Source organism: Mesorhizobium sp. M0276 (assembly GCF_040321755.1).
In the GTDB taxonomy this organism is placed as follows: Bacteria; Pseudomonadota; Alphaproteobacteria; order Rhizobiales; family Rhizobiaceae; genus Mesorhizobium.
In genome coordinates, this window is record NZ_JAMYSC010000003.1 from 82,992 (window position 1) to 106,528 (window position 23,537).

General features: G+C 63.1%; 21 protein-coding genes. 11 read left to right on the plus strand and 10 right to left on the minus strand.

The genetic code is table 11. The features are described 5' to 3' along the window. The first annotated feature begins 194 nt into the window (after positions 1-194). The 7 genes from NKJ01_RS03680 to apnL all read left to right on the plus strand — a co-directional run bounded on the left by NKJ01_RS03680 (position 195) and on the right by apnL (position 8,502). The gene (locus NKJ01_RS03680) at positions 195-1,022 is read left to right on the plus strand and encodes a phosphogluconate dehydrogenase C-terminal domain-containing protein (protein ID WP_352726187.1); all 828 of its coding nucleotides are present in this window, start codon (positions 195-197) and stop codon (positions 1,020-1,022) included. Positions 1,023-1,337: 315 nt separating this feature from the next. Then, positions 1,338-2,279, plus strand: a complete 942-nt coding sequence (locus NKJ01_RS03685) for a D-ribose ABC transporter substrate-binding protein (protein ID WP_352726189.1) — start codon at positions 1,338-1,340, stop codon at positions 2,277-2,279. A gap of 96 nt (positions 2,280-2,375) precedes the next feature. After that, positions 2,376-3,020, plus strand: coding sequence for a DUF2291 family protein (locus tag NKJ01_RS03690; protein ID WP_352726191.1), 645 nt, complete (start codon positions 2,376-2,378; stop codon positions 3,018-3,020). Further along, the gene (locus NKJ01_RS03695) at positions 3,017-4,573 is read left to right on the plus strand and encodes a sugar ABC transporter ATP-binding protein (RefSeq protein ID WP_352726193.1); all 1,557 of its coding nucleotides are present in this window, start codon (positions 3,017-3,019) and stop codon (positions 4,571-4,573) included. The genes NKJ01_RS03690 and NKJ01_RS03695 overlap by 4 nt, the downstream gene beginning before the upstream one ends. Next, positions 4,566-5,630, plus strand: a complete 1,065-nt coding sequence (locus NKJ01_RS03700; RefSeq protein WP_352726195.1) for an ABC transporter permease — start codon at positions 4,566-4,568, stop codon at positions 5,628-5,630. The genes NKJ01_RS03695 and NKJ01_RS03700 overlap by 8 nt, the downstream gene beginning before the upstream one ends. Positions 5,631-5,632: 2 nt before the next feature. Next, entirely contained in the window at positions 5,633-6,667 is a 1,035-nt protein-coding gene (locus NKJ01_RS03705; RefSeq protein WP_352726197.1) for a Gfo/Idh/MocA family protein, read from the plus strand. After that, entirely contained in the window at positions 6,664-8,502 is a 1,839-nt protein-coding gene (gene apnL, locus NKJ01_RS03710; protein ID WP_352726199.1) for a D-apionate lactonase, read from the plus strand. Before NKJ01_RS03705 ends, apnL begins: the two co-directional genes overlap by 4 nt. A gap of 2 nt (positions 8,503-8,504) precedes the next feature. Here apnL and NKJ01_RS03715 read toward each other — a convergent pair whose 3' ends face one another. After that, entirely contained in the window at positions 8,505-9,218 is a 714-nt protein-coding gene (locus NKJ01_RS03715) for a transcriptional regulator NanR (RefSeq protein ID WP_352600665.1), read from the minus strand. Positions 9,219-9,401: 183 nt separating this feature from the next. Between NKJ01_RS03715 and oiaX the strand changes: the two genes are divergently transcribed. From oiaX to dhaL, 4 genes are all read left to right on the plus strand, one after another. Next, the gene (gene oiaX / locus NKJ01_RS03720; RefSeq protein WP_352726502.1) at positions 9,402-10,652 is read left to right on the plus strand and encodes a 3-oxo-isoapionate-4-phosphate decarboxylase OiaX; all 1,251 of its coding nucleotides are present in this window, start codon (positions 9,402-9,404) and stop codon (positions 10,650-10,652) included. Between the two features lie 4 nt (positions 10,653-10,656). Continuing rightward, complete coding sequence (locus tag NKJ01_RS03725; RefSeq protein ID WP_352726201.1) at positions 10,657-11,991, plus strand: four-carbon acid sugar kinase family protein; 1,335 nt, start codon at positions 10,657-10,659, stop codon at positions 11,989-11,991. 118 nt (positions 11,992-12,109) lie between these two features. Then, positions 12,110-13,123, plus strand: coding sequence for a dihydroxyacetone kinase subunit DhaK (locus NKJ01_RS03730; protein ID WP_352726204.1), 1,014 nt, complete (start codon positions 12,110-12,112; stop codon positions 13,121-13,123). Positions 13,124-13,148: 25 nt separating this feature from the next. Next, positions 13,149-13,787 (plus strand): dihydroxyacetone kinase subunit DhaL, encoded by a 639-nt coding sequence (dhaL, locus tag NKJ01_RS03735; protein WP_352726207.1) that lies wholly within the window; start codon positions 13,149-13,151, stop codon positions 13,785-13,787. A gap of 21 nt (positions 13,788-13,808) precedes the next feature. Here the strand turns inward: dhaL and derI are convergent, their stop codons facing one another. The 9 genes from derI to NKJ01_RS03780 form a co-directional block, all read right to left on the minus strand. Continuing rightward, on the minus strand, positions 13,809-14,246 hold the full coding sequence (gene derI / locus NKJ01_RS03740; protein ID WP_023756733.1) for a D-erythrulose-4-phosphate isomerase: 438 nt from the start codon (positions 14,244-14,246) through the stop codon (positions 13,809-13,811). A 26-nt stretch (positions 14,247-14,272) separates the two neighbouring features. Further along, the gene (locus tag NKJ01_RS03745) at positions 14,273-15,043 is read right to left on the minus strand and encodes a triose-phosphate isomerase (RefSeq protein ID WP_031259445.1); all 771 of its coding nucleotides are present in this window, start codon (positions 15,041-15,043) and stop codon (positions 14,273-14,275) included. Between the two features lie 62 nt (positions 15,044-15,105). Continuing rightward, the gene (locus tag NKJ01_RS03750) at positions 15,106-16,044 is read right to left on the minus strand and encodes a sugar phosphate isomerase/epimerase family protein (RefSeq protein ID WP_023756735.1); all 939 of its coding nucleotides are present in this window, start codon (positions 16,042-16,044) and stop codon (positions 15,106-15,108) included. Next, positions 16,044-17,561, minus strand: a complete 1,518-nt coding sequence (locus NKJ01_RS03755; RefSeq protein ID WP_023756736.1) for a glycerol-3-phosphate dehydrogenase — start codon at positions 17,559-17,561, stop codon at positions 16,044-16,046. The genes NKJ01_RS03750 and NKJ01_RS03755 overlap by 1 nt, the downstream gene beginning before the upstream one ends. Continuing rightward, complete coding sequence (locus tag NKJ01_RS03760) at positions 17,558-19,117, minus strand: FGGY-family carbohydrate kinase (RefSeq protein WP_352726211.1); 1,560 nt, start codon at positions 19,115-19,117, stop codon at positions 17,558-17,560. Before NKJ01_RS03760 ends, NKJ01_RS03755 begins: the two co-directional genes overlap by 4 nt. Positions 19,118-19,210: 93 nt before the next feature. After that, on the minus strand, positions 19,211-20,152 hold the full coding sequence (locus NKJ01_RS03765) for a D-ribose ABC transporter substrate-binding protein (protein ID WP_352726213.1): 942 nt from the start codon (positions 20,150-20,152) through the stop codon (positions 19,211-19,213). 38 nt (positions 20,153-20,190) lie between these two features. Further along, complete coding sequence (locus tag NKJ01_RS03770; RefSeq protein WP_352726215.1) at positions 20,191-21,324, minus strand: ABC transporter permease; 1,134 nt, start codon at positions 21,322-21,324, stop codon at positions 20,191-20,193. A 26-nt stretch (positions 21,325-21,350) separates the two neighbouring features. Then, on the minus strand, positions 21,351-22,877 hold the full coding sequence (locus NKJ01_RS03775) for a sugar ABC transporter ATP-binding protein (protein WP_352726217.1): 1,527 nt from the start codon (positions 22,875-22,877) through the stop codon (positions 21,351-21,353). Further along, positions 22,874-23,530, minus strand: a complete 657-nt coding sequence (locus tag NKJ01_RS03780; protein ID WP_352726218.1) for a DUF2291 family protein — start codon at positions 23,528-23,530, stop codon at positions 22,874-22,876. Before NKJ01_RS03780 ends, NKJ01_RS03775 begins: the two co-directional genes overlap by 4 nt. Positions 23,531-23,537: the final 7 nt, after the last annotated feature.

Below are 23,537 nucleotides of genomic sequence, written 5' to 3' on the forward strand. Positions count from 1 at the left end.
CACTGGCGTGGGTACGCGGTTCGCGCAAGTGAGAGCCGGTTTAGCCTACAAGCGCCGGGAACGCGGCGGGAGACCGGCAGTCATGACCTGGGCATTCACCGTTATCGGATTGCCAAGGTATGGTAGTGTGATTATACCAGTTGATAAGCTGACGACGGGCGATGCCGTCGGATGAGACCAGGAGTAGTGGCCAGATGACAACGATTGCTCTGTTCGGTGCCGGCGGGAAAATGGGGTACCGCCTATCAACTAATTTTCGCGGATCGCCCTACACGATACGCCATGTCGAGGTCAGCGAGGCCGGCCGCGAACGGCTGAAGACAGGACTGGGTTTCGATGCGATGAGCGCCGACGAGGCGCTCAAGGGCGCCGATGTGGTGATCCTGGCCGTTCCGGACACGCATATCGGCAAAGTGGCGACCAGCATCGAGAGCCAACTGGCGCCGGGCACGATGGTGGTGGTGCTCGACGCGGCGGCACCGTTCGCCGGTCATCTGCCGAACCGGCCGGACCTCACCTATTTCGTCACCCACCCCTGCCATCCGCCGATCTTCAATGACGAGACCGACATGGCGGCCAAAAAGGACTATTTCGGCGGCGTCAAGGCCAAGCAGCATATGGTAAGCGCCTTGATGCAGGGACCGGAAGAGGATTACGCCAAGGGCGAGGCGATCGCGAAAATCATCTGGGCGCCGGTTATGCGCTCGCACCGCGTCAGCGTCGAACAGATGGCGCTGCTCGAGCCTGGCCTTTCGGAGACGGTGTGCGCCTCGCTGTTGGTGGTCATGAAGGAGGCCGTGGACGAGGTCGTGGCACGCGGCGTCGACAAGCAGGCGGCGCTCGACTTCCTGCTCGGCCATATGAACGTGCTCGGCGCCGTCATCTTCGGCGAGACCCAGGGCGTGTTCTCGGACGCCTGCAACAAGGCGATCGAATTCGGCAAGCCGGTTCTGATGCGTGACGACTGGAAGCGCGTCTTCGAGCCGGAAGAGATCGCCGCCAGCATTCAGCGCATCACCTGACAGACGACAGGCGCTTGCCATCGCGCCTCGATGTGCCTGCGTACTGTTTTCCGGCGTCCAGTTTGCGATCATCAGGTACATATCACCTGAATTTGTGGTTGACTCATCATACCAGTTGGCTTAGCTGTTCTTGGCTCGGATCGACAAGGTTTCGCACGAAGCCTTGGCGAGGGGAGGATGGCCGGGGAGCAACGATCCGTGGAGGGGAAGCCATCGACGGCTTTGGCCCGAAAGCGATCTGCCGACCGCGCCGCTCACGAATTCGAATGCCGAGGCCTTGGTTGACCAAGGCAATTTTTCAAAAGGGAGGACTTCATGAAACTCACACGCAGAATGACGCTTGCGGCTTTCGCCGGCATGCTGGCGCTTGGCACGGCGATGCCCGCCTACGCGGCGGATCTCATCGCCATCATCACACCCTCGCACGACAATCCGTTCTTTAAGGCGGAAGCAGTCGGCGCCGAGGCCAAGGCCAAGGAACTCGGCTACGAGGCGCTGGTCCTCGTCCATGACGATGACGCCAACAAGCAGTCGGAGCTGATCGACACCGCGATCGGTCGTGGCGCCAAGGCGATCATCCTCGACAATGCCGGCGCCGACGCCACAGTCGCCGCCGTACAGAAGGCCAAGGATGCGGGCATCCCGTCCTTCCTGATCGATCGCGAGATCAACGCCACCGGCGTCGCCGTGGCGCAGATCGTCTCCAACAACTATCAGGGCGCCCAACTCGGCGCGCAGGAATTCGTCAAGCTGATGGGCGAGAAGGGCAACTTCGTCGAGCTGGTAGGCAAGGAATCCGACACCAATGCCGGCATTCGTTCCAAGGGTTATCACGACGTCATCGACGACTATCCGGACCTGAAGATGGTCGCCCAGCAGTCGGCCAACTGGAGCCAGACGGAAGCCTATTCCAAGATGGAATCGATCCTGCAGGCCAACCCCGACATCAAGGGCGTCATCTCCGGTAACGACACGATGGCGATGGGCGCCAATGCAGCACTTGCCGCGGCGAACCGCAAGGATGTCATCGTCGTCGGCTTCGACGGATCGAACGACGTGCGCGACTCCATCACCTCGGGCGGCATTAAGGCGACCGTCCTGCAGCCGGCCTTCGCGCAGGCGCAGATGGCGGTCGAGCAGGCCAACGACTTCATCAAGAACAAGAAGTCGCCGGCCAAGGAAAAGCAGCTGATGGACTGCGTTCTGGTCAATGGCGACAATGCCGCCAAGCTTGAGACCTTCGCACTGACCAACTGAGCCAGCGTGATTTGAACAGCGAGGGGCGAATTTCGATTCGCCCCTCGCCGCCATTTTCCGTGGGCCGACCACCACCATACTGAACAACAGGCCATCATGCTGAACACTAAGCCGAACTGGCCGATCCTTGCCGTGACGATCGGCATCAGCCTGACCGCCTGCAAGATCCTGCCGACGAAATCGGCGGACGGCGGCAATGCGCCCGCCTTCGATCCGGACAAGATGGTGGAAGAGATATGGGCGGCGAAGGTCGTGCCTTATCTCGAACAGAAAGCCGGACCGTTTCCGCAGGTTCACACACTGGCAACAACCGATGCCGCTTCTGCCGGCGCCAAATATGGCAATCCAAACAAGCAGGCGAATTCGCCGTGGACATTCGCGGTTCGCGTGGAAGGCAAGATCGTCGCGGCGAATACCCAGTCGCGCGCGGCGACGGTCGACATCGATGTCGACGGCGACGGCAAGGCCGATGCGCGGGTGCAGATCGGACCGGCGGTGCGCGGCACCGCGCTGCGCGACAGCCTGGACTTCATCCAGTTCAACGACTTCACCAACCAGATCGACTTCGCCCAGTTCGGCAAGGCGTTCAACAGCTACGCAGACAAGATGGTGCTGTCCAAGCTGCCGCGCGAGGCGCTGGAGGGCCGCAACGCAAAGGTGCTCGGTGCCTATACGCTGGGCAGCGGCCAGGACCTGCCGCTGGTCACGCCGGCGGAGGCAGAGATCGGGCCGAAGCCATGAGCGCGGCCGGAGAGCGCGACATCATCCTGAAACTGGAGGACGTCTCCAAGGTCTATTCCGGAACCGTTGCGGTCAAGCGCGCCAATTTCGAGGTACGCAAGGGCGCCGTCAACGTGCTGGTCGGCGAAAACGGCGCCGGCAAGTCGACGCTGATGAAGATCATCGCCGGCGTCGAACGGCCGACAGCCGGCCGCATACTGCTGGAGGGCGAAGAGGTGTCCTTCTCGTCGTCCGGCGATGCGGTGAACCGCGGCATCGGCATGGTGTTCCAGGAACTGAACCTGTTCGGCAACATGAGCGTCGCCGAGAACATTTTCGCCACCCGCGAAATCACCAACCGCTTCGGCAAGATCGACCGCAAGGAACAAGAGCGCCGCGCGGCGGAATTTCTGGAACGCCTGCAAGCCGGCATACGGCCCGACATGCTGGTCGAGGATCTGCGCATCGGCCAGCAGCAGCTGGTCGAGATCGCCAAGGCGGTCTCGCTCGACGCGCGCATCCTGATCATGGACGAGCCAACCTCGGCGCTGAGCGCGGCGGAAGTCGAAATCCTGTTCAAGGTGATCGCCGACCTCAAGGCGCGCGGCGTCGCCATCGTCTACATCTCGCACCGGCTGGAGGAACTGATCCGCATCGGCGACTACATCACCGTGCTGCGCGATGGCCACATCACCGGCCAGGAGGAGATGAAGAACGTCGACACGCGATGGATCGTGCGGCAGATGATCGGCTCCGATGCCAAGGATTTCGCCAAGGCCGACGGTCATATTCCCGGCGAAGAAATCTTCCGCGCCGAGGACATTTGCCTGCCGCGTGCCACCGGCGGGCTTGCAGTCGACCATGTCTCGCTGTCGCTGCGAGCCGGCGAGATCCTCGGCATCTACGGCCTGATGGGCGCCGGGCGCAGCGAGTTGTTCGACTGCATCATGGGCCGCCACGGCCATTCGACGGGCGAGATCTTCATTGGCGGCAAACAGGTCAGGGAGCGCGACACGACGCGACGCATCCGGCGCGGGCTGGCGCTGATCCCCGAGGACCGCCAGCGCGAAGGGCTGGTGTCGATCCTCTCGGTCGCCAGCAATCTGACGCTGGCCAGCCTGTCGCGATTTGCCCGCCTGTTCCATATCCGTGGCACCGAGGAAAAGCAGGCGGTGACACAGATGGTGCGGGAACTGGCGATCAAGGTCGCCGACCCAGTGCAGGAGGTTTCGTCACTGTCGGGCGGCAACCAGCAGAAGGTGGTGATCGGCAAGGCGCTGCTCACCGGACCCAAGGTGCTGTTGATGGACGAGCCCAGCCGCGGCATCGATGTCGGCGCCAAGGCCGACGTGTTCCGCACCATGCGCAAACTGTCCCGCGACGGCTTGGGAATTTTGTTCGCCACCTCGGATCTCGATGAGGTGATGGCGTTGTCCGACCGCATCGCGGTGATGAGCAACGGAAAACTGACCGGCATATTCGATCGCGCAGAGGCGACGGAGGCGGCACTCGTCGCTGCCTCGGCGCTCGGCCACGGACCGGTTCGACAGATGGAGAGCACCGCGCATGACTGACATCCCAGCCAAGGCGGCAGCTCCCTCCGCGTCCAGCGGCTCCGTGCTGTTGACGCTGATGAAGCTCAGGACCTTCATCGCGCTCATCGCCGTCCTGATCTTCTTCTCGATCGCGGCACCGAATTTCCTGTCGACCGCCAATCTGATCCTGATGTCGAAGCATGTGGCGCTGAACGCGTTCCTGGCGATGGGCATGACCTTCGTCATCATCACCGGCGGCATCGACCTTTCGGTCGGCTCGATCGTCGGCTTGTGCGGCATGGTGGCCGGCTATCTCGTGCTCAACGGCATCGACCTGCAGATCGGCTATACCATCTATTTCAACGTCTTCGAGATCGCGCTGATCACGCTTGCGGTCGGTATATTGATCGGGGCGGTCAACGGGTTGCTGATCACCAAGCTGAATGTCGCGCCGTTCATCGCCACGCTGGGCGTCCTCTATGTCGCGCGCGGCCTGGCACTGCTGTCGTCGGACGGCCGCACCTTCCCGAATCTCGTCGGCAAGCCGGAGCTTGGAACCACCGGTTTCGGTTTTCTCGGCGCCGGCCGGCTGCTTGGCCTGCCGGTGGCGATCTGGATCCTGATCGTCGTTGCACTGGGGGCCGCCTATCTCGCCAAGTACACACCGCTCGGGCGCCACATCTTTGCCGTCGGCGGCAATGAACGCGCGTCGCGGATTTCGGGCGTCCGTGTCAACATGGTGAAGATGTTCGTCTATATGTTCTCAGGTTTCTGCGCGGCGATCGTCGGCCTGATCATCTCGTCCGAGCTGATGGCCTCGCATCCCGCGACAGGCGAAAGTTTCGAGCTCAACGCCATTGCGGCGGCGGTGCTCGGCGGCACCTCGATGTCGGGCGGCCGCGGCACGATCGGCGGCACCATCGTCGGCGCGTTCGTCATCGGCATTCTTTCGGACGGATTGGTGATGATGGGTGTGAGTTCGTTCTGGCAAATGGTGATCAAGGGCCTCGTCATCATCGTCGCCGTCGTCGTCGACCAGGCGCAGCGGCGTCTGCAGAGCCGCGTAACGCTGATGCAAATGGCAAAGGCGGGCTGATCATGGCGGAGCTGCGGGGAGCGCTGATCGGCTGCGGCTTCTTTGCCGTCAACCAGATGCATGCCTGGCGCGACATAGCGGGCGCCTCGATCGTCGCCATCTGCGACCGCGATCCGGAACGGCTCAGGATCGTCGGCGACCAGTTCGGCATTGCGAAACGCTATACCGACGCGACCTCTCTGTTCGAAGGCGAGACGTTCGACTTCGTCGATATCGCCACCACCGCGCCCAGCCATCGTCCCCTTGTCGAGATGGCGGCCGCCCACCGCGTTCCGGCGATCTGCCAAAAGCCGTTCGCGCCGACGCTCGCCGACGCCAAGGCGATGGTGAGGGCTTGCACCGACGCAGGCGTGCCGCTGATGGTGCATGAGAATTTTCGCTGGCAGTCGCCGATCCAGGCGGTACGCGCCGTGCTCGACAGCGGCGAGATCGGCACGCCTTTCTTCGGGCGCATTTCCTTCCGCTCCGCCTATGACGTGTTTTCCGGCCAGCCCTATCTGGCGACGGGAAAGCGCTTCATCATCGAGGACCTCGGCATCCATATCCTCGACATCGCCCGCTTCCTGCTCGGCGACGTCTCGACGATCACGACACGAACGGCTCGCATCAACCAAGCGATCGCTGGTGAGGATGTCGCGACCATGCTGATGGATCATACCAGTGGCGCCACCTCAGTGGTCGATTGCAGCTACGCGACGAAGCTCGCCACCGAGCCGTTCCCCGAGACCCTGATCGAGATCGACGGCAGCGACGGAACGATCCGGCTGGCGCAGGGTTACCGGCTCACCGTCACCTGCCAGAGCGGCACGGCCGCCACCGACGTTTCGCCGCCGCTGCTGCCGTGGGCGTCGCGGCCCTGGCACAACATCCAGGAAAGCGTCGTCGCCATCCAGCAGCACTGGGTCGACTGCCTGGCAAAGGGAATTGAACCGGCGACCTCGGGCACGGACAATCTCAAGACGTTTGCGCTGGTCGAGGCCGCCTATGCCGGTGCTGCGAGCCGTCAACCGGTGCAGCTCGACGCCTTGCTGAAATGACGGCTGACGCCTTCCTGCTCTACGGCACGCGTGCGGTCGAGGCCGAGCCGATCAGGCTGAGCGCAGGCGCGCTCACCGCCGACTTCGTCAACGGCAATCTGCGCACCATTCGCCTTGGCGGCACCGAATTGCTGCGCGCCATCGCCTACATCGTCAGGGATCGCGACTGGGGCACCTATGAGCCGGCGCTGACGGACCTTGTCATCGACCAGAATGCAGACACTTTCTCGGTCGGCTATTCGGCAAATTGCACCGGGCCGGACGGAAGCCGGCTCCGCTTCCGCGCCACGATCGAAGGTTCCGCCGAGGGTCGCTTGACGTTCGATGTGAGCGCCCTGCCCGAGAGCGATTTCGAGACCAATCGCTGCGGCTTCTGCATCCTGCACCCGATCGCCGGCCTCGCCGGCGGCCCGGTGTCCGTCGAGCATACGGACGGCAGTATCGTCGCGACGAAACTTCCCGAACTGATCGACCCCTGGCAGCCTTTCAAGGATATCCGCGCCATCACCCATGAAGTTCGGCCTGGCGTCACCGCCGAATGCCGAATGGAAGGCGACACTTTCGAGATGGAAGACCAGCGCAACTGGTCGGACGCGTCCTACAAGACCTATGTGCGACCGCTGGCGCTGCCGTGGCCCTATGTGCTGCCCGCCGGCCAACTTCTGCGGCAGACGATCAGCCTGCGCATTGCTGATGACGGCAAAGCGCCAGTTGCCGCCGTGGCCAGCGAAACGATCCGCGTCGAACTTGGCGAAGCTGGACCAAGGCTGCCCGATGTCGGTGTGGTCATCTATCCCGAGGATGTCGAGACGGCACTGCCGAACCTCGCCTTGCTGACGACACTCGGCCCACGACAGCTGCTGTTTCACTACGATCCGACGCGCGGCCACGGGCTCGACGCTTTGCGCGCTTTCGCCCGGCTCGCAATTGCTTACCCAGCTGAAACGACCCTCGAATGCGTCGTTGCCTGCACTGGCGACCTCGAAACCGAAATGTCAGGCGTCGCCGACCTGGTGCACCAGGCCGGGCTGAGCCTCTCGGCCATTGCGGTGTCGCCTTCGGTCGACCGGCAGTCGACGCCGCCGGGCAGTGCGTGGCCTGAGTGCCCGCCGCTCGAAGCGGTCTATGCCGCGGCGCGGCGCGCCTTTCCAGATGTCCGACTCGGCGGCGGCATGTTCAGTTATTTCACCGAGCTCAACCGGAAGCGCGTACCGGCGGACCAGCTCGATTTCATCACCCATTGCACCTGCCCGATCGTGCATGCGGCCGACGATCTCAACATCATGCAATCGCTGGAGGCGCTGCCTTTCGTCACCCAATCGGCACGAGCGATCTTCAGGACAAAACCCTACCGGATCGGTCCGGCGACGATTGCCATGCGCCAAAACCCCTATGGCGGCGCGACCAAGCCCAATCCCGGGGGACAGCGCATCGCCATGGCCGACAGCGATCCTCGTCATGCCGGCCTTTTCGCCGCAGCGTGGACGATCGGATATGCCGCGCGTGTGGCACCGGCCGGGCTGGAGATGCTGACGCTTTCCAGCTTCACCGGGCCATTCGGCGTGCTGGCGTCATCCGGGGAACCCGTCGCGGAAGGATCACCCCGGCCGATCTTCAGGGCGATCAAGGGACTTTGCGAGATGGCCGGCCTTGCGCATGTGGCGGCAAGGACGAGCGATGAGACGAAGGTGCTGGCGCTGGCAGGTCGTTCTGCCTCGGGCGAGACTATCGCGTGGCTGGCGAACCTGACGGCGGACGACGTGCCGGTCGACATTTCAGCTTTTGGCCGAGGCCACCTCGTGATGACCCCTTACGCGATAGTCCGGATCGGCTGAAGTTACTTTTCGGAGTTCATCACATAGAGCGCGCGCGAGCGCTCAAGGTGCTTGATCATCGCCTTCTCGGCGCCGTCGGCATCCTTGTTCTCGATGCGGCCGATGATCTCTTCGTGCTCGGTCAGCGTGAAGTTTTCCTTACCGGTCCAGATCAGCATTTCGGTGTGATATTCCTTCAGCCAGCCCAGCATCGCCTCGCTGACGGCGACATAGATCGGATTGCCGGAGATCGCGGCGATCTGGGTATGGAACTTCATATCGGCGGAGATGAAAGCCTCGGAATCACCGCGAAAGCCGCGCTGTTCGGCAATGGTGGCGCGCAGCCGCTGCACGTCCTCGGCGGTGGCCTTTTCGGCGGCTTCCCTGACCATGCCGCGCTCGAAGAAGATGCGCGCGGTCTTCAGATGTTCCAGCGTGTCCTTCGATGACGACAGGATGATCTTGGCCGCGCCATCGACCTGCTTGATGATCGACTTGGCTGTCAACTGAAGCACCTTGGCGCGCTCGCCATGCGAGATCGCGACGAGCCCCATATTGCTCAGCGCCTGCATCGCCTCGCGGATCGCCGGCCTGCCGACCTCGAAGCGCTCCATCAGCTCTCGCTCTGATGGCATGTCGTCGCCCGGCATCAGTTCGCCGCTGGTGATCAGGCGCTTCAGCCGCAAGAAGACCTCGTCGGAAAGCTTGCGCCGGACAATCGGTTCCGAACGGTTCATCGTCGCGAATCACTCCCTTGACCCGGCCATATCTAACACTGCCGCCACAATTCCCCGAAATTGCCCTCTGTCGATCCGACCAAGGCTTCCAGCGGATATGTCTTGCAATACTTAGGTACTCATTATACCAGATTTCGCACACTGGTGAATCTTTTTCGAATGCTCGGCGTGAGACAACAGACCATGATCACCCTCACCTATCGCATCGAAACGCCTGGCAGCATCGAAGCGCTGGCCGCCAAGATCGCCAGCGACCAGTCGACCGGCACCTTCGTCGCGCTGCCTGGCGAGACCGAGGAGCTGAAGGCCCGGGTGGCGGCGCGCGTGCTGGCGATACGACCTCTACCCGATGCCGAGCGGCCGTCCCTTCCCGATGCCGGCGACGGGCCGTTCAGGCGCGCCGATGTCGACATCGCCTTTCCCTTCGATGCCATCGGCACCGACCTCTCGGCGCTGATGACGATTGCCATCGGGGGCACCTATTCGATCAAGGGCCTCTCCGGGATTCGCGTCGTCGACATGAAGCTGCCGAAGGATTTTCGCGGTGCCCACCCCGGCCCACAATTCGGTGTCGCCGGCAGCCGCCGGCTGACCGGTGTGACGGACCGCCCGATCATCGGCACGATCGTCAAGCCGGCGCTCGGGCTGCGGCCGCCGGAGACGGCGGCAATGGTGGCGGAACTGATCGCCGCCGGCGTCGATTTCATCAAGGACGATGAGAAGCTGATGAGCCCGGCCTATTCGCCCCTGTCGGAACGGGTGAAGGCGATCATGCCGCTCATCCTCGATCACGAGCAGAAGACCGGCAAGAAAGTGATGTATGCCTTCGGCATCTCGCATGCCGACCCGGACGAGATGATGCGCAATCATGATCTGGTTGTGAAGGCCGGCGGCAATTGCGCTGTTGTCAACATCAATTCGATCGGTTTCGGTGGCATGGCCTTCCTGAGAAAACGCTCCAGCCTGGTGCTGCACGCCCATCGCAACGGTTGGGACATCCTCACCCGTCACCCCGGCCTCGGCATGGACTTCAAGGTCTGGCAGCAGTTCTGGCGGCTGCTCGGCGTCGACCAGTTCCAGATCAACGGCATCGCCTCGAAATACTGGGAGCCGGATGCATCCTTCGTCGAATCCTTCAAGGCGGTGACCACGCCGATCTTCTCGCCTGATGATTGCGCGCTGCCGGTTGCCGGCTCCGGCCAGTGGGGCGGCCAGGCGCCCGAGACGTACGGACGAACCGGCCGGACGGTCGATCTCCTCTATCTCTGCGGCGGTGGCATCGTCAGCCATCCGGACGGGCCGGGCGCCGGCGTGCGTGCCGTGCAGCAAGCCTGGCAGGCGGCGGTCGACGGCATTCCGCTTGCCGACTTCGCCCTGAACCACCCTGAACTGGCGCGGTCGATCGAAAAATTCGGCGAAGGCAAGGCAGCCTGAAGCCATGCAGGACCTGCTTCTCAGCTATTATGGCGACGACCTGACCGGCTCGACCGATGTCATGGAGGCGCTAGAACTCGGCGGCGTGCCGACCGTGCTGTTCATGCGCCAGCCGGACGCGGCCCTGCTGTCGCGATTCGCGCATTGCCGGGCGATCGGACTGGCCGGCACCAGCCGCAGCGAGACGCCGCAGTGGATGGACACGCATCTGCGCGAGGCTTTCGCCTGGCTGAAGATGCTCAACGCCGCGATCTGCCACTACAAGGTCTGCTCGACCTTCGATTCCAGCCCGGCGATCGGCAGCATCGGCCGGGCCATCGAGATCGGCCGCTCGGTGTTCGCGCAGGCCAGTGTGCCGCTGGTAGTCGGCGCGCCGCAGCTCAAGCGCTACACCGCCTTCGGCCATCTGTTCGCCGCCTACCGCGACCAATATTTTCGTATCGACCGCCACCCGGTGATGAGCCGCCACCCAACGACGCCGATGGATGAGTCGGATCTGCTGATCCATTTGTCGCGGCAGACGGCGCTGAGCTCCGGGCTGATCGATCTTGCTACGCTACAGTCCGCGTCGCGGTCGGCGGCATTCGATCGCCTGACCGCAAACGGCACCGCAATCGTGCTTATCGATGTCGACAATCTGGAGACGCAAGTCCTGGCCGGCAACGAGCTGTGGCGCGTTCGCAAGCCCGGCGGTTCCTTCGTCGTAGGTTCGTCCGGAGTGGAGTACGCGCTGCTGGCGGAGTGGGCGTCGAATGATATAGTCGGCGCGGGACAAGGCTTTACGCCACCGGGCGCCGCCGACCGGATCGCCGTGGTGTCGGGCAGTTGCTCGCCGACCACCGAACGACAGATCCGGCACGCCCTGACCGACGGGTTCGACGGCATCGAGGTCGATCCCATCGAACTGATTTCCGAGGCTTCCGAGCAGGCGATCACGCGTGCGACGGAAAACGGACTTGCCAGTCTGCAAGCCGGGCGCAGCATCATCCTCTACACCGCGCTTGGCCCTACAGCCGACAGGGGCACCGAAATCGACCGGCAGGAAGGCGCCCGCCACAGGCTTGGCCGCGGCCTCGGAGAAATCCTTCGCAGCCTTACCATCGAACAGAGCCTGCGGCGCGTGGTCATTGCCGGCGGCGACACGTCGAGCCATGCACTTGGCGAGATGGGTGTCGATGCCCTGACAATCCGCATGCCGCTGCCCGCTTCGCCGGGTTCGCCGCTCTGCTTTGCCCATTCGCGCGTCAAGGCGATCGACGGACTGGAGGTTGCGCTCAAGGGTGGCCAGGTCGGAACCGATCGCTATTTCTCAGCCATCCGCGATGGCCTCGGCGATTGAGCCAATACTGCGTCAAGGTGCTGGCCGGCGGGAACACCTCTAGGCGTGAAATACTCCTTGCCGGGTAGAAATCCCGATAACACCCGGTATTATCTGCGAAAATGCCGAAATCGGGAGGATGCCGGTGCAGACCAAGAAGATCATCAATGACGGCAATCGCGCCGTCGACGAGATGCTGGAAGGCATCCTGGCGGCGCATCCCCGCCATCTCAAAAGCGTGGACGGCAGCCCACGCTCGATCATCGCCCGCGATGGACCGCGCCAAGGCAAGGTGGGCCTCGTGATCGGCGGCGGCTCGGGCCACGAGCCGAGCTTTCTCGGCTTTGTCGGCAAGGGATTGGCTGACGCGGCCGCCATCGGCAATGTCTTCGCTTCGCCGCCGCCCGACCCGATCCTCGAATGCGCCAAGGCAGTCAGCGGCGGCGCCGGAGTGCTCTTCATGTACGGCAACTATGCCGGCGACGTGATGAATTTCGACATGGCCGCCGAGATGGCGGCGATGGACGACATCGAGGTGCGTACCGTGCTGAGCACCGACGACGTCGCCTCGGCACCGCGTGACCAGCGGCACAAGAGGCGCGGCGTCGCCGGGAATTTCTTCATCTTCAAGGCGGCCGGTGCTGCCTGCGACCGGATGCTGTCCTTCGACGAATGCGAGCGTGTCGCCGGCAAGGCCAACGACCACACTTTCACCATGGGCGTGGCGCTGTCGCCCTGTTCGCTGCCGCAGACCCGCCGGCCGAATTTCGAGATCGAGCCGGACGAGATGGAGATCGGCATGGGCATTCACGGCGAACCCGGCATCGCGCGCGAAAAATTGAAAACAGCCGACGAGATCACCGACGAGATGCTGGACAGGATCCTCGGCGAGATGGCGCCGGCGCGCGGCGACAAGGTCGCGGTGCTCGTCAACTCGCTCGGCTCGACGCCGCTGATGGAACTCTACATCATGAACCGGCGCGTGAAGCAGAGGCTCGACGAGATCGGTGTGTCCATCCACGCAAGCTGGGTCGGCAACTACTGCACCTCGCTCGAAATGGCGGGGGCCTCGATCACTCTGCATCGGCTTGACGGCGAGTTGCAGACGATGCTGGACCACCCGTGTGACTGCGCCATGTTTCGCGCCGGCTAACCTTCTCTGCGGCAAGGACAAAGACATGACAATCGACACTGCCCGCCTTGTTGCGATGTTCGCGGCGATCGCAAACGCCATGTCAGCCGACAGGGACAGGCTGTGCGCGCTTGACGGGGTTATCGGCGACGCCGACCACGGCATCGCGATGGAGCTTGGGTTTTCCGCGGCACGCGATGCGGTAGCCGCGCTCGACACGGCGGCCGCTGACCCGACTGCCTTGCTCAATACGGCGGCAAAGTCGTTCCTGAACGCGGTCGGCGCCTCCTCGGGTCCGCTCTATGCGACTGCGTTGATGCGTGGCGCGGCAGCCGTGAAGGGCAAGACGACGCTTGACGACGCGGAAACGGTCGCGCTGTTCCAGGCCATGGCCAAGGGCATTCAGGATCGCGGCAAGGCTGAACCTGGCGAAAAGACGATGATCGACGCATGGGCGCCTGCAGCGCAAGCGGCGGGCGACGCGCTGGCTTCCGGCAAGGATCTGGCGGGCAGTCTCGAGGCTGCCGCGCAGGCGGCTAAGGCAGGCGCGGAAGCGACCAAGACGATGATCGCCACCAAGGGCCGGGCCTCCCGCCTCGGCGAGCGCTCGCTTGGGCATATGGACCCAGGCGCCGCGTCCGCCGTGACCGTGATCGAGGCGATGCGGGTCGCCTTGACCAGGTAACTCAGCAGCAGGTCCCTCGCGTCAGCGCTTGGCGTCGAGCTTGTCGACGGCCTGTACATTTGCGGCGGAGGGGCCGTTCGGATCGAATTCCGAGGCCAGCCATGCGTCGGCGATCGATTTCGCCAGTTCCGGACCGATGACGCGGGCGCCCATGGTGATGATCTGGGCGTTGTTGGACTTGGCGGCGCGCTCGGCGGAATAGGTGTCGTGGGTCAATGCGGCACGAATGCCCGGCACCTTGTTGGCGGATATGCTGACGCCGATGCCCGTGCCGCAAAACAGGATGGCCCGGTCGTACTTGCCGTCGAGAACTTCGTGGCCGACCGCGGCGGCGATATCGGCGTAGAACCCAGCCTGGCTGAGATCAACGACCTGCAGTTCCGGCTTGCCGGCGAGGTGCTTGGCGATGACATCGAGCAGCGGCTTGCCGGCGCTATCGGCTCCGAGTGCGATCTTCATGGTGATGAACTCCTTTGCTTTGGTCTTTAGCGGTCAGCTATGGCGGCCGACGCCTTTTTCAGAATGTCGATATAGCCTTCCGCTTGCCACGCGGAGCGGCCGATGAACAGGCCGTCGATATGCGGCTGGCCGATCAGTTCGGCCGCGTTGCCGGGATTGACGCTGCCGCCGTAAAGCACAGGCGGGGCAATCGGCAACCGGTCGGCGGCAATTTTCTTGATCAGCGCCTGCTGCCTGTCGGCATAGTCGGCGCTGGCGGGAATGCCCTTTTCGCCGATCGCCCAGACCGGCTCGTAGGCAAAGAGGATTTCTGCTGACGGTGCATCGCCCTCAAGGCCTTGCAGCGCACCAAGAACCTGCGCGGTCAAAACCTCATCGGCGCGGCCGGATTCTCGCTCGGCCAGCGTCTCGCCGACGCAGATCAGCGGCACGAAACCGTGCCGGACCGCAGCCGCGGTTTTCAGTCCCACTGTCGCATCCGTTTCACCGAAATGCTCTCGGCGCTCGCTGTGGCCCAGTTCGATCAGGTCGAGCCCACAATCCTTCAACATCACCGGCGAAACCTCTCCAGTCCAGGCGCCGGCGTCGGCCCAATGCATGTTCTGGGCACCGACCTTCACGCGTGTCTTGGCCAGCGCGGCCTTGACCTGGCGCGCGGCGGTAAACGGCGGGATGACGAAAGGCTGTATCGCCTGATCGAAACCGGGCACGAAAGCCGTCAGCGCATCGGCGAACTGCAACGCCTCCGACAGCGTCTTGTTCATCTTCCAGCTCGTGCCGACCCAATATGGGGTCATTCTTTTCTCCTTCAACGCGTGTTTTCCTAGCCACCAGTGCCGGCGTCGAGCCGGTATTTCACTCAGACTCGAGGCTTGAGGCTGTCGCGGCCACTGTCGATGTAAGGCGCCCAGAAATCCACCGACTCGCGGATCATCTCGATAACCTGACGGTCGACCGGTTCCCTCTCCCTGAAGGAAAGTTCAAGGCAAATTTCATTGTCGGTGCCACCGCCCTGCCGAACGGCATCCAGCAGCTTTTGCGGCACTATGCGGCCATCCTTGTTGTAGGCGGCCGTGAACGGCCAGTGGCCGCCCTTGTTCATGGAAGACTGCTTGATGTGGATGATCGGCGATTGCAATGGAAACGCTTTCGCCCAGGCATAGGGATCGGTGTCGGCAGGGTTGGGCGAGGTCACATCGCCATGGTCGATATCGACCATCATCTTCATCGGAATGGGCAGCTTCGCCGCATCGATGGCGCTCTGCAGCGTGACGCAGCTTTCGATCGTGTGGCCGAACTCGCGGCCGACCGACATCGGCTCCCAGAACAGATAGGTCAGGCCCGCCGCCTTGGCGTGTTCGGCCACCTCGCGCCAGCATTCGAGCGCGATGTCGAGCAGCACTGCCCGCCGTTGCGGATCGTTAAAGTCCTTGTAGGTGAAGATGGCGAACTGCGTGCCCATGCCCGACGCGCCGAGTTCGGCGGAAATGTCGGCAAAGGTCTTGAACCAGTCGATATAGTGGCGCCGGACATCCGCATCCGGGTGGCCGAAATGGTTGAGCCTGCCATAGGGTCCGGTCATGCCCGAGGTGATCCGCACGCCGGTCCTCGCCAATGCGCTGTTGAACAGGCGAAGGAATTTGGCAATCGTCGCCGCCGGCCAGCCCGGATTGACGAATTCGTGCGTCAGTTGCACGTCCCGGATGCCAATGCCGTAGGCGATCGCGTCGATCAGATCATCTGGATCGGCGAAGCGGTTGACCAGGGGATTGGTGTTGAGGGAAAGCGTGAAGGCCATCAGTCCGTCGTCGCCATGATGTTGGAGAACCAGTCTTCAAATGTCTTGCGCTCAGCCGCATTGATATGCAGGCCATGTTTGGTGCGGCGCTCCAGTATATCGACTGATGTGCCGGCCCATTCGGTCTCGACAAGGAACTTCGCCTCCCGTTCATAAAAATCGGGTCCGAAGCGGTGGCCGAGATCCGCTTCGTTATGCACGCCGGCCAGCAATTGCCTGGCGCGGGTGCCATAGGTTCGAGCGTAGTGCTTCACCAGCGACGGACTGAGCCATGAAAACTCGGAATGCAGATCACTCAGGAACTGCTCGAAGTCAGCATTGGGAATGTCGCCCCCCGGCAAGGGAATTTTGGCCGTCCAGGCTTTCTTCATGGTCGGAAAGAACGGCTGGATCTTTTCCAGCGCATGTTCGGACAGCTTGCGGAAGGTGGTGATCTTGCCGCCGAACACCGAAAGCAGCGGCGCGTTGCCGTTGGAAGCGTCGAGTTCGAAAATATAGTCGCGCGTCACCGCGCTTGGATTATCGGCATTGTCGTCATAGAGCGGACGCACGCCGGAGAAGCTGTAGACCACGTCCTGAGGCGTCAGCTGCCGCTTGAAATAGCGATTGACCACCTTGATCAGGTAATCGACTTCGCTTGCCTCGGCTGCCACTTCCTCGGGCCTGCCTTCGTAGGGAATGTCGGTGGTGCCGATCAGCGCCAGATCGTTCTCGTAGGGGTTGACGAAGATCACCCGCTTGTCGTTGTTCTGGATCAGATAGGCCTGCCGTCCCTCCCAGAATTTGGGCACGACGATGTGGCTGCCCTTCACAAGGCGAACATTGCGGGTGGAATTCTGCCCAGCGACGCGGCTGACAATGTCGTTGACCCATGGCCCTGCCGCATTGATCAGTGCGCGCGCCCGGACTTTCGTGATCGCACCCGTGCGGCCATCCTGCATATCAATCGACCACAGGCCATTTTCGCGTCGTGCCGCAATGCATGCAGTACGAGTCAAAACCGTCGCGCCGCGCTGCCTGGCGTCCAGAGCGTTGAGCAACACCAGCCGCGCATCGTCGACCCAGCAGTCGGAATATTCGAAGCCGCGCTTGAATTCGTTCTTGATCGGCGCGCCTTCCGGCGACGTTCTCAGATCAAGTGTCCTGGTTCCCGGCAGCCGCTTGCGGCCGCCAAGGTGGTCGTAGAGAAACAGTCCGAGCCGGACCAGCCATGCCGGCCTGTCTTGCGGGCTGTGCGGAAGAACGAAGCGCATCGGCCAGATGATGTGCGGCGCCGCCTCGAGTAGAACCTCGCGTTCGATCAGCGCTTCGCGAACCAGCCGGAATTCATAATATTCCAGATAGCGCAGACCGCCATGCACCAGCTTGCCGGAGCGCGAGCTGGTGCCTTGGGCGAGATCGTCCTTTTCGCACAGGATAACGGACAGCCCGCGCCCTGCCGCGTCACGCGCTATGCCGGCCCCATTGACGCCGCCGCCGATCACGAAGAGATCGACGACATCTGTTGTATTGCTCAAGATCTTGCTCCTGTGCGGTGCGCCATGCCCTTCCACACCGGCCGAAGCGCCCGGTGCGCCGCAACGAAGGAAGGGAAGAGCGCATCGTAGGTTTGCGATAGCACCTCATCATAGGCATCGCAGTCGCCGAGAAGCGGCGTCACCCACTCGGCGGCGCAGTCTTCCATCGAGCCGTAGACGCCGAGGCCGACCGCGGCCATCATCGCGGCACCTGCAGCGCCGGCTTCCTGGCGGCTGCTCGTTCGGACTTGCGCCCGTGTCGCCGCCGCGATGATGCGGCGCAAAGACGGGCTGCGCGCGGCGCCGCCCGACAGGCGAATCTCGCTCGGCACGGGACCCATCGCCTGGTAGCAATCGCGGGCTGCGAAGGCCAATCCCTCGAGGACGGCGCGCGCCAGATCGCCAAAGCCGTGCTTTACCGAAACTCCGATGAACCCCGCGCGTGCATCGGGGTCGACGAATGGTCCGCGTTCGCCAGCCAACGATATGTAAGGCTGGTAAATCAGCGATGCCGGCTCGGATGCTTCCACCCAGACATCGAGTGCCTTCAGCAAATCATCATGAGAAGGTTTGCCGCCAGCCGTCGCGAGCACATCGCGCGCCAGGCCAAGCAGCCAGTCGATGTTGAGCGTCGCCGCCATGTTGGACTGCAATTGTGCGAAGCCGCCTGGAATAGGCATGGCGATGGTGTAGCCGGAGCCATTATCGTTCAGCACGACATCGCCGGGAGCGGCTGCGAAGCGCGTGTGGATGCCGGTCGAGCCAATCACCGTGCAGCCGACATTGCCTGAGGGATCGTAGAGGCCGGCTCCGAGAGCCGTCATGACCATATCCACGTAACCCAGCACCACCGGTGTGCCTGCGAGCAGGCCGGTCTCTGCCGCCGCCGATCGTGACAACGCATGATGGTCGATGGTGCCTTCCAGCATGGGAGGCAGAAGGCGGCGATGCGTCGTCAGATCCAGGATGTCGAGGACCTCGTCGGAATAGCTGCGCGACCGAAAGTCTCCGAAAGTGAATGTCCCTTCCGAAGGATCCGTGGCGCGTTCGCCCGTCAATTTGAAGTAGAGCCAATCCTTGCAATGCAGTGCGGTGGCAGCCCGCTCCAGCATGGCCGGACTGTTCTTTTTCATGAAGGCAAGCTGGGCACCCTGCTGGCAGGAATTAAGTCCCGTGCCGGTCAGCTCGAATCGCCGGCGATCCCTGGGATCGGCACGCATCTCGTCCACCAGATGTCCGGCGCGGGCGTCGAGCCACAGCCATGCGCGCGAGACCGGCAAGCCGTCGCCATCGATCAGCCAGGTTCCGTCGCCCTGCCCGGTGATGGCAACCGCCGCGGTTCGTTGCGCGAGGTCGGGGATCTTGGCCGCGAGATCCCGCACGGTCCGCGCCATGTCGCGCCACGTCTGGTCGAGGTCCTGCTCGGCGCCGCCGCCTTCCAGCGTGACGAAGCTGTTGGGCACCGACGTCATGGCGAGCTGCCGCCCGGACAGATCGAAAGCGACCGATTTGATCACCGACGTTCCCGCGTCGATGCCGATCAGCAGGTCTTTCATGCCGCAAATTCCGGTTGGTTAAGAAGGCAGTTCACGAGGGCGATTTCGCAGAAGAGGCAGGGAGTGTCCGCAAGGACACCCCCTGTTCAGGTTTCACTCCGACAGCACGAAGGGTGCGGTGTACTTGTCGACATTGTCCTTGGTGATGAGAAGGCAATCGAACAGCTGCTTCTCGGTCGCCGCGCCTGTGGCGCCGGTCTTGATGAACGAGTCCGCCTGCTGCACGGCCTTGGCCGAGAAGATGGCAACCGGCTGCAGCACGGTGTACTGCAGTTCGCCGGACTTGATCGCCGCAACCGCATCCGGGGAGCCGTCGAAGCCGCCGACCTTGATGCCAGCCAGCTTGCCGGCTTCCTTCAGCGCCGCAACCGCGCCGAGCGCCATTTCATCATTGCCGCTGATCACGGCGATGATATTGGGATTGGCCTGCAGCATGCTCTGCATCTTGTCGTGGCCCTGGGTCCGATCCCAGTTGGCGACCTGCGAAGCGGCCTTCTCGAGGTCCGGATACTGGCTCAGCACAGTTGCGTAGCCGTTCGAGCGCGTCGCGGCGTTGTTGTCCGACGGGGCGCCGAGCAGTTCGACATATTTGCCCTTTTCGCCGACTGCCTGCACCCACTGCTGGGCACCGAGAGCGGCACCCTGCGCGTTGTTGGAGACGAGCTGCCCCTTGGCGAGGCCCTCCTGGTTGATCTCGGCATTGACGAGGAAAACCGGGATGTTGGCGGCAATCGCCTTCTTCACCGCACCGACGGAGCCGTCAGCGTTGGCCGGATCGAGAATGATGGCCACCGACTTGTTGGTGATGGCGGTGTCGATCAGGTTGCTTTCCGTGTTGGTGTCGCCCTTGTGGGCGCCGACATTGGCCGTGTAGCCGAGCTTCTCGGCCTCGGCCTTGGCGACGTTGCCCTCGGTGAGCCAGTAGGGATTGGCCGGATCGTTGACGATGATCGAGATCAGACCCGCGGCAGAAGCGGCGGCCGTGAACCCGACGACCATCGCGGCCGCAAGCAGACTTTTCAGTATGGTTTTCATGTATATTCCTCCAATGATTACGCGGTGTTGCTGCCAGTTCACCTGGCAGTCTTCCCTTGGGCAGGATTGGCCGCTTCGGCCTTCCCCCGTTTCTGAGAAGTCGGTTGGCCACCCGTAGCGCTTGGGAGCTTGCTGCGGCGGCGATACTGAACGGCATTGAGCAGCACGGCGAGCACGATGACCGCGCCGGTGAACACTGTTTGCCAGTAGGATGAGATGCCAATGATCACCAGACCGTCGGACAGGAAGCCGATGACGAAGGCCCCGAGCAGGGTTCCGCGGATGTTGCCGCGCCCGCCGGTCAGTGCCGCGCCGCCGATGACGACGGCCGCGATGGCCGTCAGTTCGTAAGTGGTGCCTGCGGTCGGTCCTGCCGATGTCAGCTGCGAGGACAGGATCAGGCCGGCAATGGCGGCGCAGATGCCTGACAGCACATAGACGGAAATCTGCACCGTCTTGACCGGAACGCCGGACAGTTCGGCCGCACGCTCATTGCCGCCCGAGGCGTAAAGCCAGCGCCCGAAGGCGGTGCGGTTCAAGACGATGCTGCCGATGAGCGCGATCACCACGAGAACCACGACGCCGGTCGGCACGCCGAACAGGCGGTTGAAGCCAAGCGCATCGAAGCCGGTGTTTCCCAGCTCCGGTTTGCCACCGAGATTGTTGTAGGTCAGGCCACTGGTCATCAGCAGCGCCAGGCCGCGCGCCATGTACATGACGCCCAGCGTCGCGACGAAGGCCGGAACCTTGAAGCGGGCGATGAGCACGCCGTTGATCAGCCCGACGACGGCGCCCAGCATGCAGGCAAGCACGGCGACCACCCAGACCGGCGGATAGAGAACGACGCCCAGCCAGGTCAGCGTCACGCCCTGCATCAGGAATCCGGCAACGACGCCGGCGAGGCCGAGCGTCGACCCCACGGACAGGTCGATGCCGCCATTGAGGATGACGAGCAGCATGCCGATTGCGAGGATTCCGAAGATGGCGACATGCGAAGCCATGGTGAGGAAGTTCGCCACCGAGAGGTAGTAGGGCGACAGGAACGAGAAGACGACGATGATCACGATCAGGGCAAAGAAAGCGCGTCCCTCGAGCAGCAGCTTGGCGAGATCAAAGCCTTCGCCGCCCGCGCTTGGACTGGATTGTTTTCTGGCCTGGCTGACATCGGTCATGGTCTGGGCTCCGAAATTCCTGGTGATCAGGCGACCACGGCTTCGCCGGAGGCGGCCATGATCTGCTCTTTGGTGGCGTTGGCGCCGAACTGCGCTGAAATCTTGCCCCGGCGCATGACGACGATGCGGTGCGCGATGCTGAGGCACTCGTTGACCTCGGAGGTCGAGAAGATCACTGCAAGGCCCTGCGCAGCGCGTTCGCTGAGCAAGCGGAAGACCTCGGCCTTGGCGCCGACATCGATGCCCCGGCTCGGCTCGTCGAGAAGGATAACCTTGGGGTTGGTCGTCAGCATCTTGCCGATGACCACCTTCTGCTGATTGCCGCCCGACAGCGATCCGATCATGGCGTTGCCACCGGCGGTCTTGATGGTCACTTTGCGGATCGAATCCTCGACCAGCCCACGCTCCCTGGTGCGGGACAGAAACAGCCCCTTTGCGAACGCTTCGATGCTGGCAAGCGAGAGATTGCGGCCGACGGTCATGGTCTGCACCAGCCCGTCGCGCTGACGGTCCTCGGGGACCAACACCAGTCCCTTGGCGATGCGCTGGGCAATACTCAGTCCCGAGACGTCCTCGCCTTCCAGAAGCGCGCGGCCGCCCGCCATCGGCACCCGTCCGGCGACCGCTTCCAGCAATTCCGTGCGCCCGGCGCCCATCAGCCCATAGATGCAGACGATCTCGCCCGCTCTGACGTCCAGCGACAGATGATCGACGACGGAATAACCGGAGCCCGAAGTGTCGACGACGCTGACATCCTCGATCGACAGGGCGACCTCGCCGAACGCATGACCGGTCGGCGGCGAACCGAGATCGAAGTTCTCGCCGACCATGTTTCGCACGATCCATTCGAGGTCGATATCCTTGGCCTCTGCCGTCGCCGTGATCGCGCCGTCGCGCAGGACGACGGCGTAGTCGGTGATCTGCAGCGCCTCTTCGAGATGATGCGATATGTAGACGATGGAGACGCCGCGGCTGGTCAAATCGCGGATCACCTTGAACAGCACCTCCACCTCTGAGGCGCTGAGCGCCGAGGTCGGTTCGTCCATGATCAGGATACGGGAATCGACCGACAGCGCCCGCGCGATCTCGACGATCTGCTGCTGCCCGAGGCGCAGATCCTCGACCAGGGTCATCGGATCGATATCCTCTTCGAGATCGGCCATCAGTGCGCGCGCCTGGCGCGACTCTTCGGCGAAGTCGAGGCCGGTCCTGGTGCGCAGTTCGCGGCCCATGAAGATGTTGTCGCGTACGCTGAGGTTCGGCGCCAGGCTGAGTTCCTGGTGGATGATCGAGATGCCGCGATCGCGCGCGTCCGAGGACGACGAAAAACTGACGAGATTGCCGTCGAGCACGATGTCGCCCGACGTCGGCGTGACGACGCCGGACAGGATCTTCATCAGCGTCGACTTGCCGGCGCCATTTTCTCCGAACAGCGTCGTGACCTTGCCGCGATGGATGTCGAAATTGACGCCCCTGAGGGCATGGACGCCGCCATACGACATGACGATGTTGCGCGCCGAAAGCACGGCGTCGCCATTCGCAGCCGGTTTCATTTGACGTCCAGCCTCACGGGAGTGACCAGCCAGCTCTTCGGATTGACCAGCTTGAACGCGCCGACAACCGAAACGGTCTTGCCGGCCAAGGTGCTCGTGTCGACCTTTGCCAGGACTCCCTTCTTCATCTCGTTGTTCAGCGCCGAGCCGGCGTCCTGGTATTCTATCTGGTTGGTGAATTGGCCGAATGTGATCTTGCCGGTGGCGTCGCGCAGTTCGGTGCCGTTGATCGCCGGTCCCGTCTGCACGCGGATCATCAACGTGTCGGGCAAACCGTCGACTGCGACCTTGTAGATGCCCGATTTTCCTTCGCCGACAACGCCGGTGAACTTGACCGAAATGACTGGCCCGACACCTGCGGGCACGCCGTATTCCTTCTCGGCCGTCGCCCTGTCCTTGGCGATCGCCGTCGCCACTGTCACGGCGTCGGCGGCACGGGTCTCGACATCGGCCTGCACCTTGGGAAATTCCGACTTGCCATAATCTGCTGCGGAAAACACGGCGCTGCGGACGTCACCGGCGGAGCCGATCCTGACCACCTTGGTGTCGAGCGCCATGGCGCCGAGTAGGACGACGACCGCGACGCCGGCAAGTATCCGACGCAAGCCGGGCGAGGCCTGCCGGGTCGATACGGTGGCAGCCTTCGCACTCATGACGCAA

What these genes read in the sequence shown, in the direction of transcription:
- NKJ01_RS03680 (WP_352726187.1), top strand. Translation starts at nt 195, where the DNA reads ATGACAACGATTGCTCTGTTCGGTGCCGGCGGGAAAATGGGGTACCGC.
- NKJ01_RS03685 (WP_352726189.1), top strand. Translation starts at nt 1,338, where the DNA reads ATGAAACTCACACGCAGAATGACGCTTGCGGCTTTCGCCGGCATGCTG.
- NKJ01_RS03690 (WP_352726191.1), top strand. Translation starts at nt 2,376, where the DNA reads ATGCTGAACACTAAGCCGAACTGGCCGATCCTTGCCGTGACGATCGGC.
- NKJ01_RS03695 (WP_352726193.1), top strand. Translation starts at nt 3,017, where the DNA reads ATGAGCGCGGCCGGAGAGCGCGACATCATCCTGAAACTGGAGGACGTC.
- NKJ01_RS03700 (WP_352726195.1), top strand. Translation starts at nt 4,566, where the DNA reads ATGACTGACATCCCAGCCAAGGCGGCAGCTCCCTCCGCGTCCAGCGGC.
- NKJ01_RS03705 (WP_352726197.1), top strand. Translation starts at nt 5,633, where the DNA reads ATGGCGGAGCTGCGGGGAGCGCTGATCGGCTGCGGCTTCTTTGCCGTC.
- apnL (WP_352726199.1), top strand. Translation starts at nt 6,664, where the DNA reads ATGACGGCTGACGCCTTCCTGCTCTACGGCACGCGTGCGGTCGAGGCC.
- NKJ01_RS03715 (WP_352600665.1), bottom strand. Translation starts at nt 9,218, where the DNA reads ATGAACCGTTCGGAACCGATTGTCCGGCGCAAGCTTTCCGACGAGGTC.
- oiaX (WP_352726502.1), top strand. Translation starts at nt 9,402, where the DNA reads ATGATCACCCTCACCTATCGCATCGAAACGCCTGGCAGCATCGAAGCG.
- NKJ01_RS03725 (WP_352726201.1), top strand. Translation starts at nt 10,657, where the DNA reads ATGCAGGACCTGCTTCTCAGCTATTATGGCGACGACCTGACCGGCTCG.
- NKJ01_RS03730 (WP_352726204.1), top strand. Translation starts at nt 12,110, where the DNA reads ATGCCGGTGCAGACCAAGAAGATCATCAATGACGGCAATCGCGCCGTC.
- dhaL (WP_352726207.1), top strand. Translation starts at nt 13,149, where the DNA reads ATGACAATCGACACTGCCCGCCTTGTTGCGATGTTCGCGGCGATCGCA.
- derI (WP_023756733.1), bottom strand. Translation starts at nt 14,246, where the DNA reads ATGAAGATCGCACTCGGAGCCGATAGCGCCGGCAAGCCGCTGCTCGAT.
- NKJ01_RS03745 (WP_031259445.1), bottom strand. Translation starts at nt 15,043, where the DNA reads ATGACCCCATATTGGGTCGGCACGAGCTGGAAGATGAACAAGACGCTG.
- NKJ01_RS03750 (WP_023756735.1), bottom strand. Translation starts at nt 16,044, where the DNA reads ATGGCCTTCACGCTTTCCCTCAACACCAATCCCCTGGTCAACCGCTTC.
- NKJ01_RS03760 (WP_352726211.1), bottom strand. Translation starts at nt 19,117, where the DNA reads ATGAAAGACCTGCTGATCGGCATCGACGCGGGAACGTCGGTGATCAAA.
- NKJ01_RS03765 (WP_352726213.1), bottom strand. Translation starts at nt 20,152, where the DNA reads ATGAAAACCATACTGAAAAGTCTGCTTGCGGCCGCGATGGTCGTCGGG.
- NKJ01_RS03770 (WP_352726215.1), bottom strand. Translation starts at nt 21,324, where the DNA reads ATGACCGATGTCAGCCAGGCCAGAAAACAATCCAGTCCAAGCGCGGGC.
- NKJ01_RS03775 (WP_352726217.1), bottom strand. Translation starts at nt 22,877, where the DNA reads ATGAAACCGGCTGCGAATGGCGACGCCGTGCTTTCGGCGCGCAACATC.
- NKJ01_RS03780 (WP_352726218.1), bottom strand. Translation starts at nt 23,530, where the DNA reads ATGAGTGCGAAGGCTGCCACCGTATCGACCCGGCAGGCCTCGCCCGGC.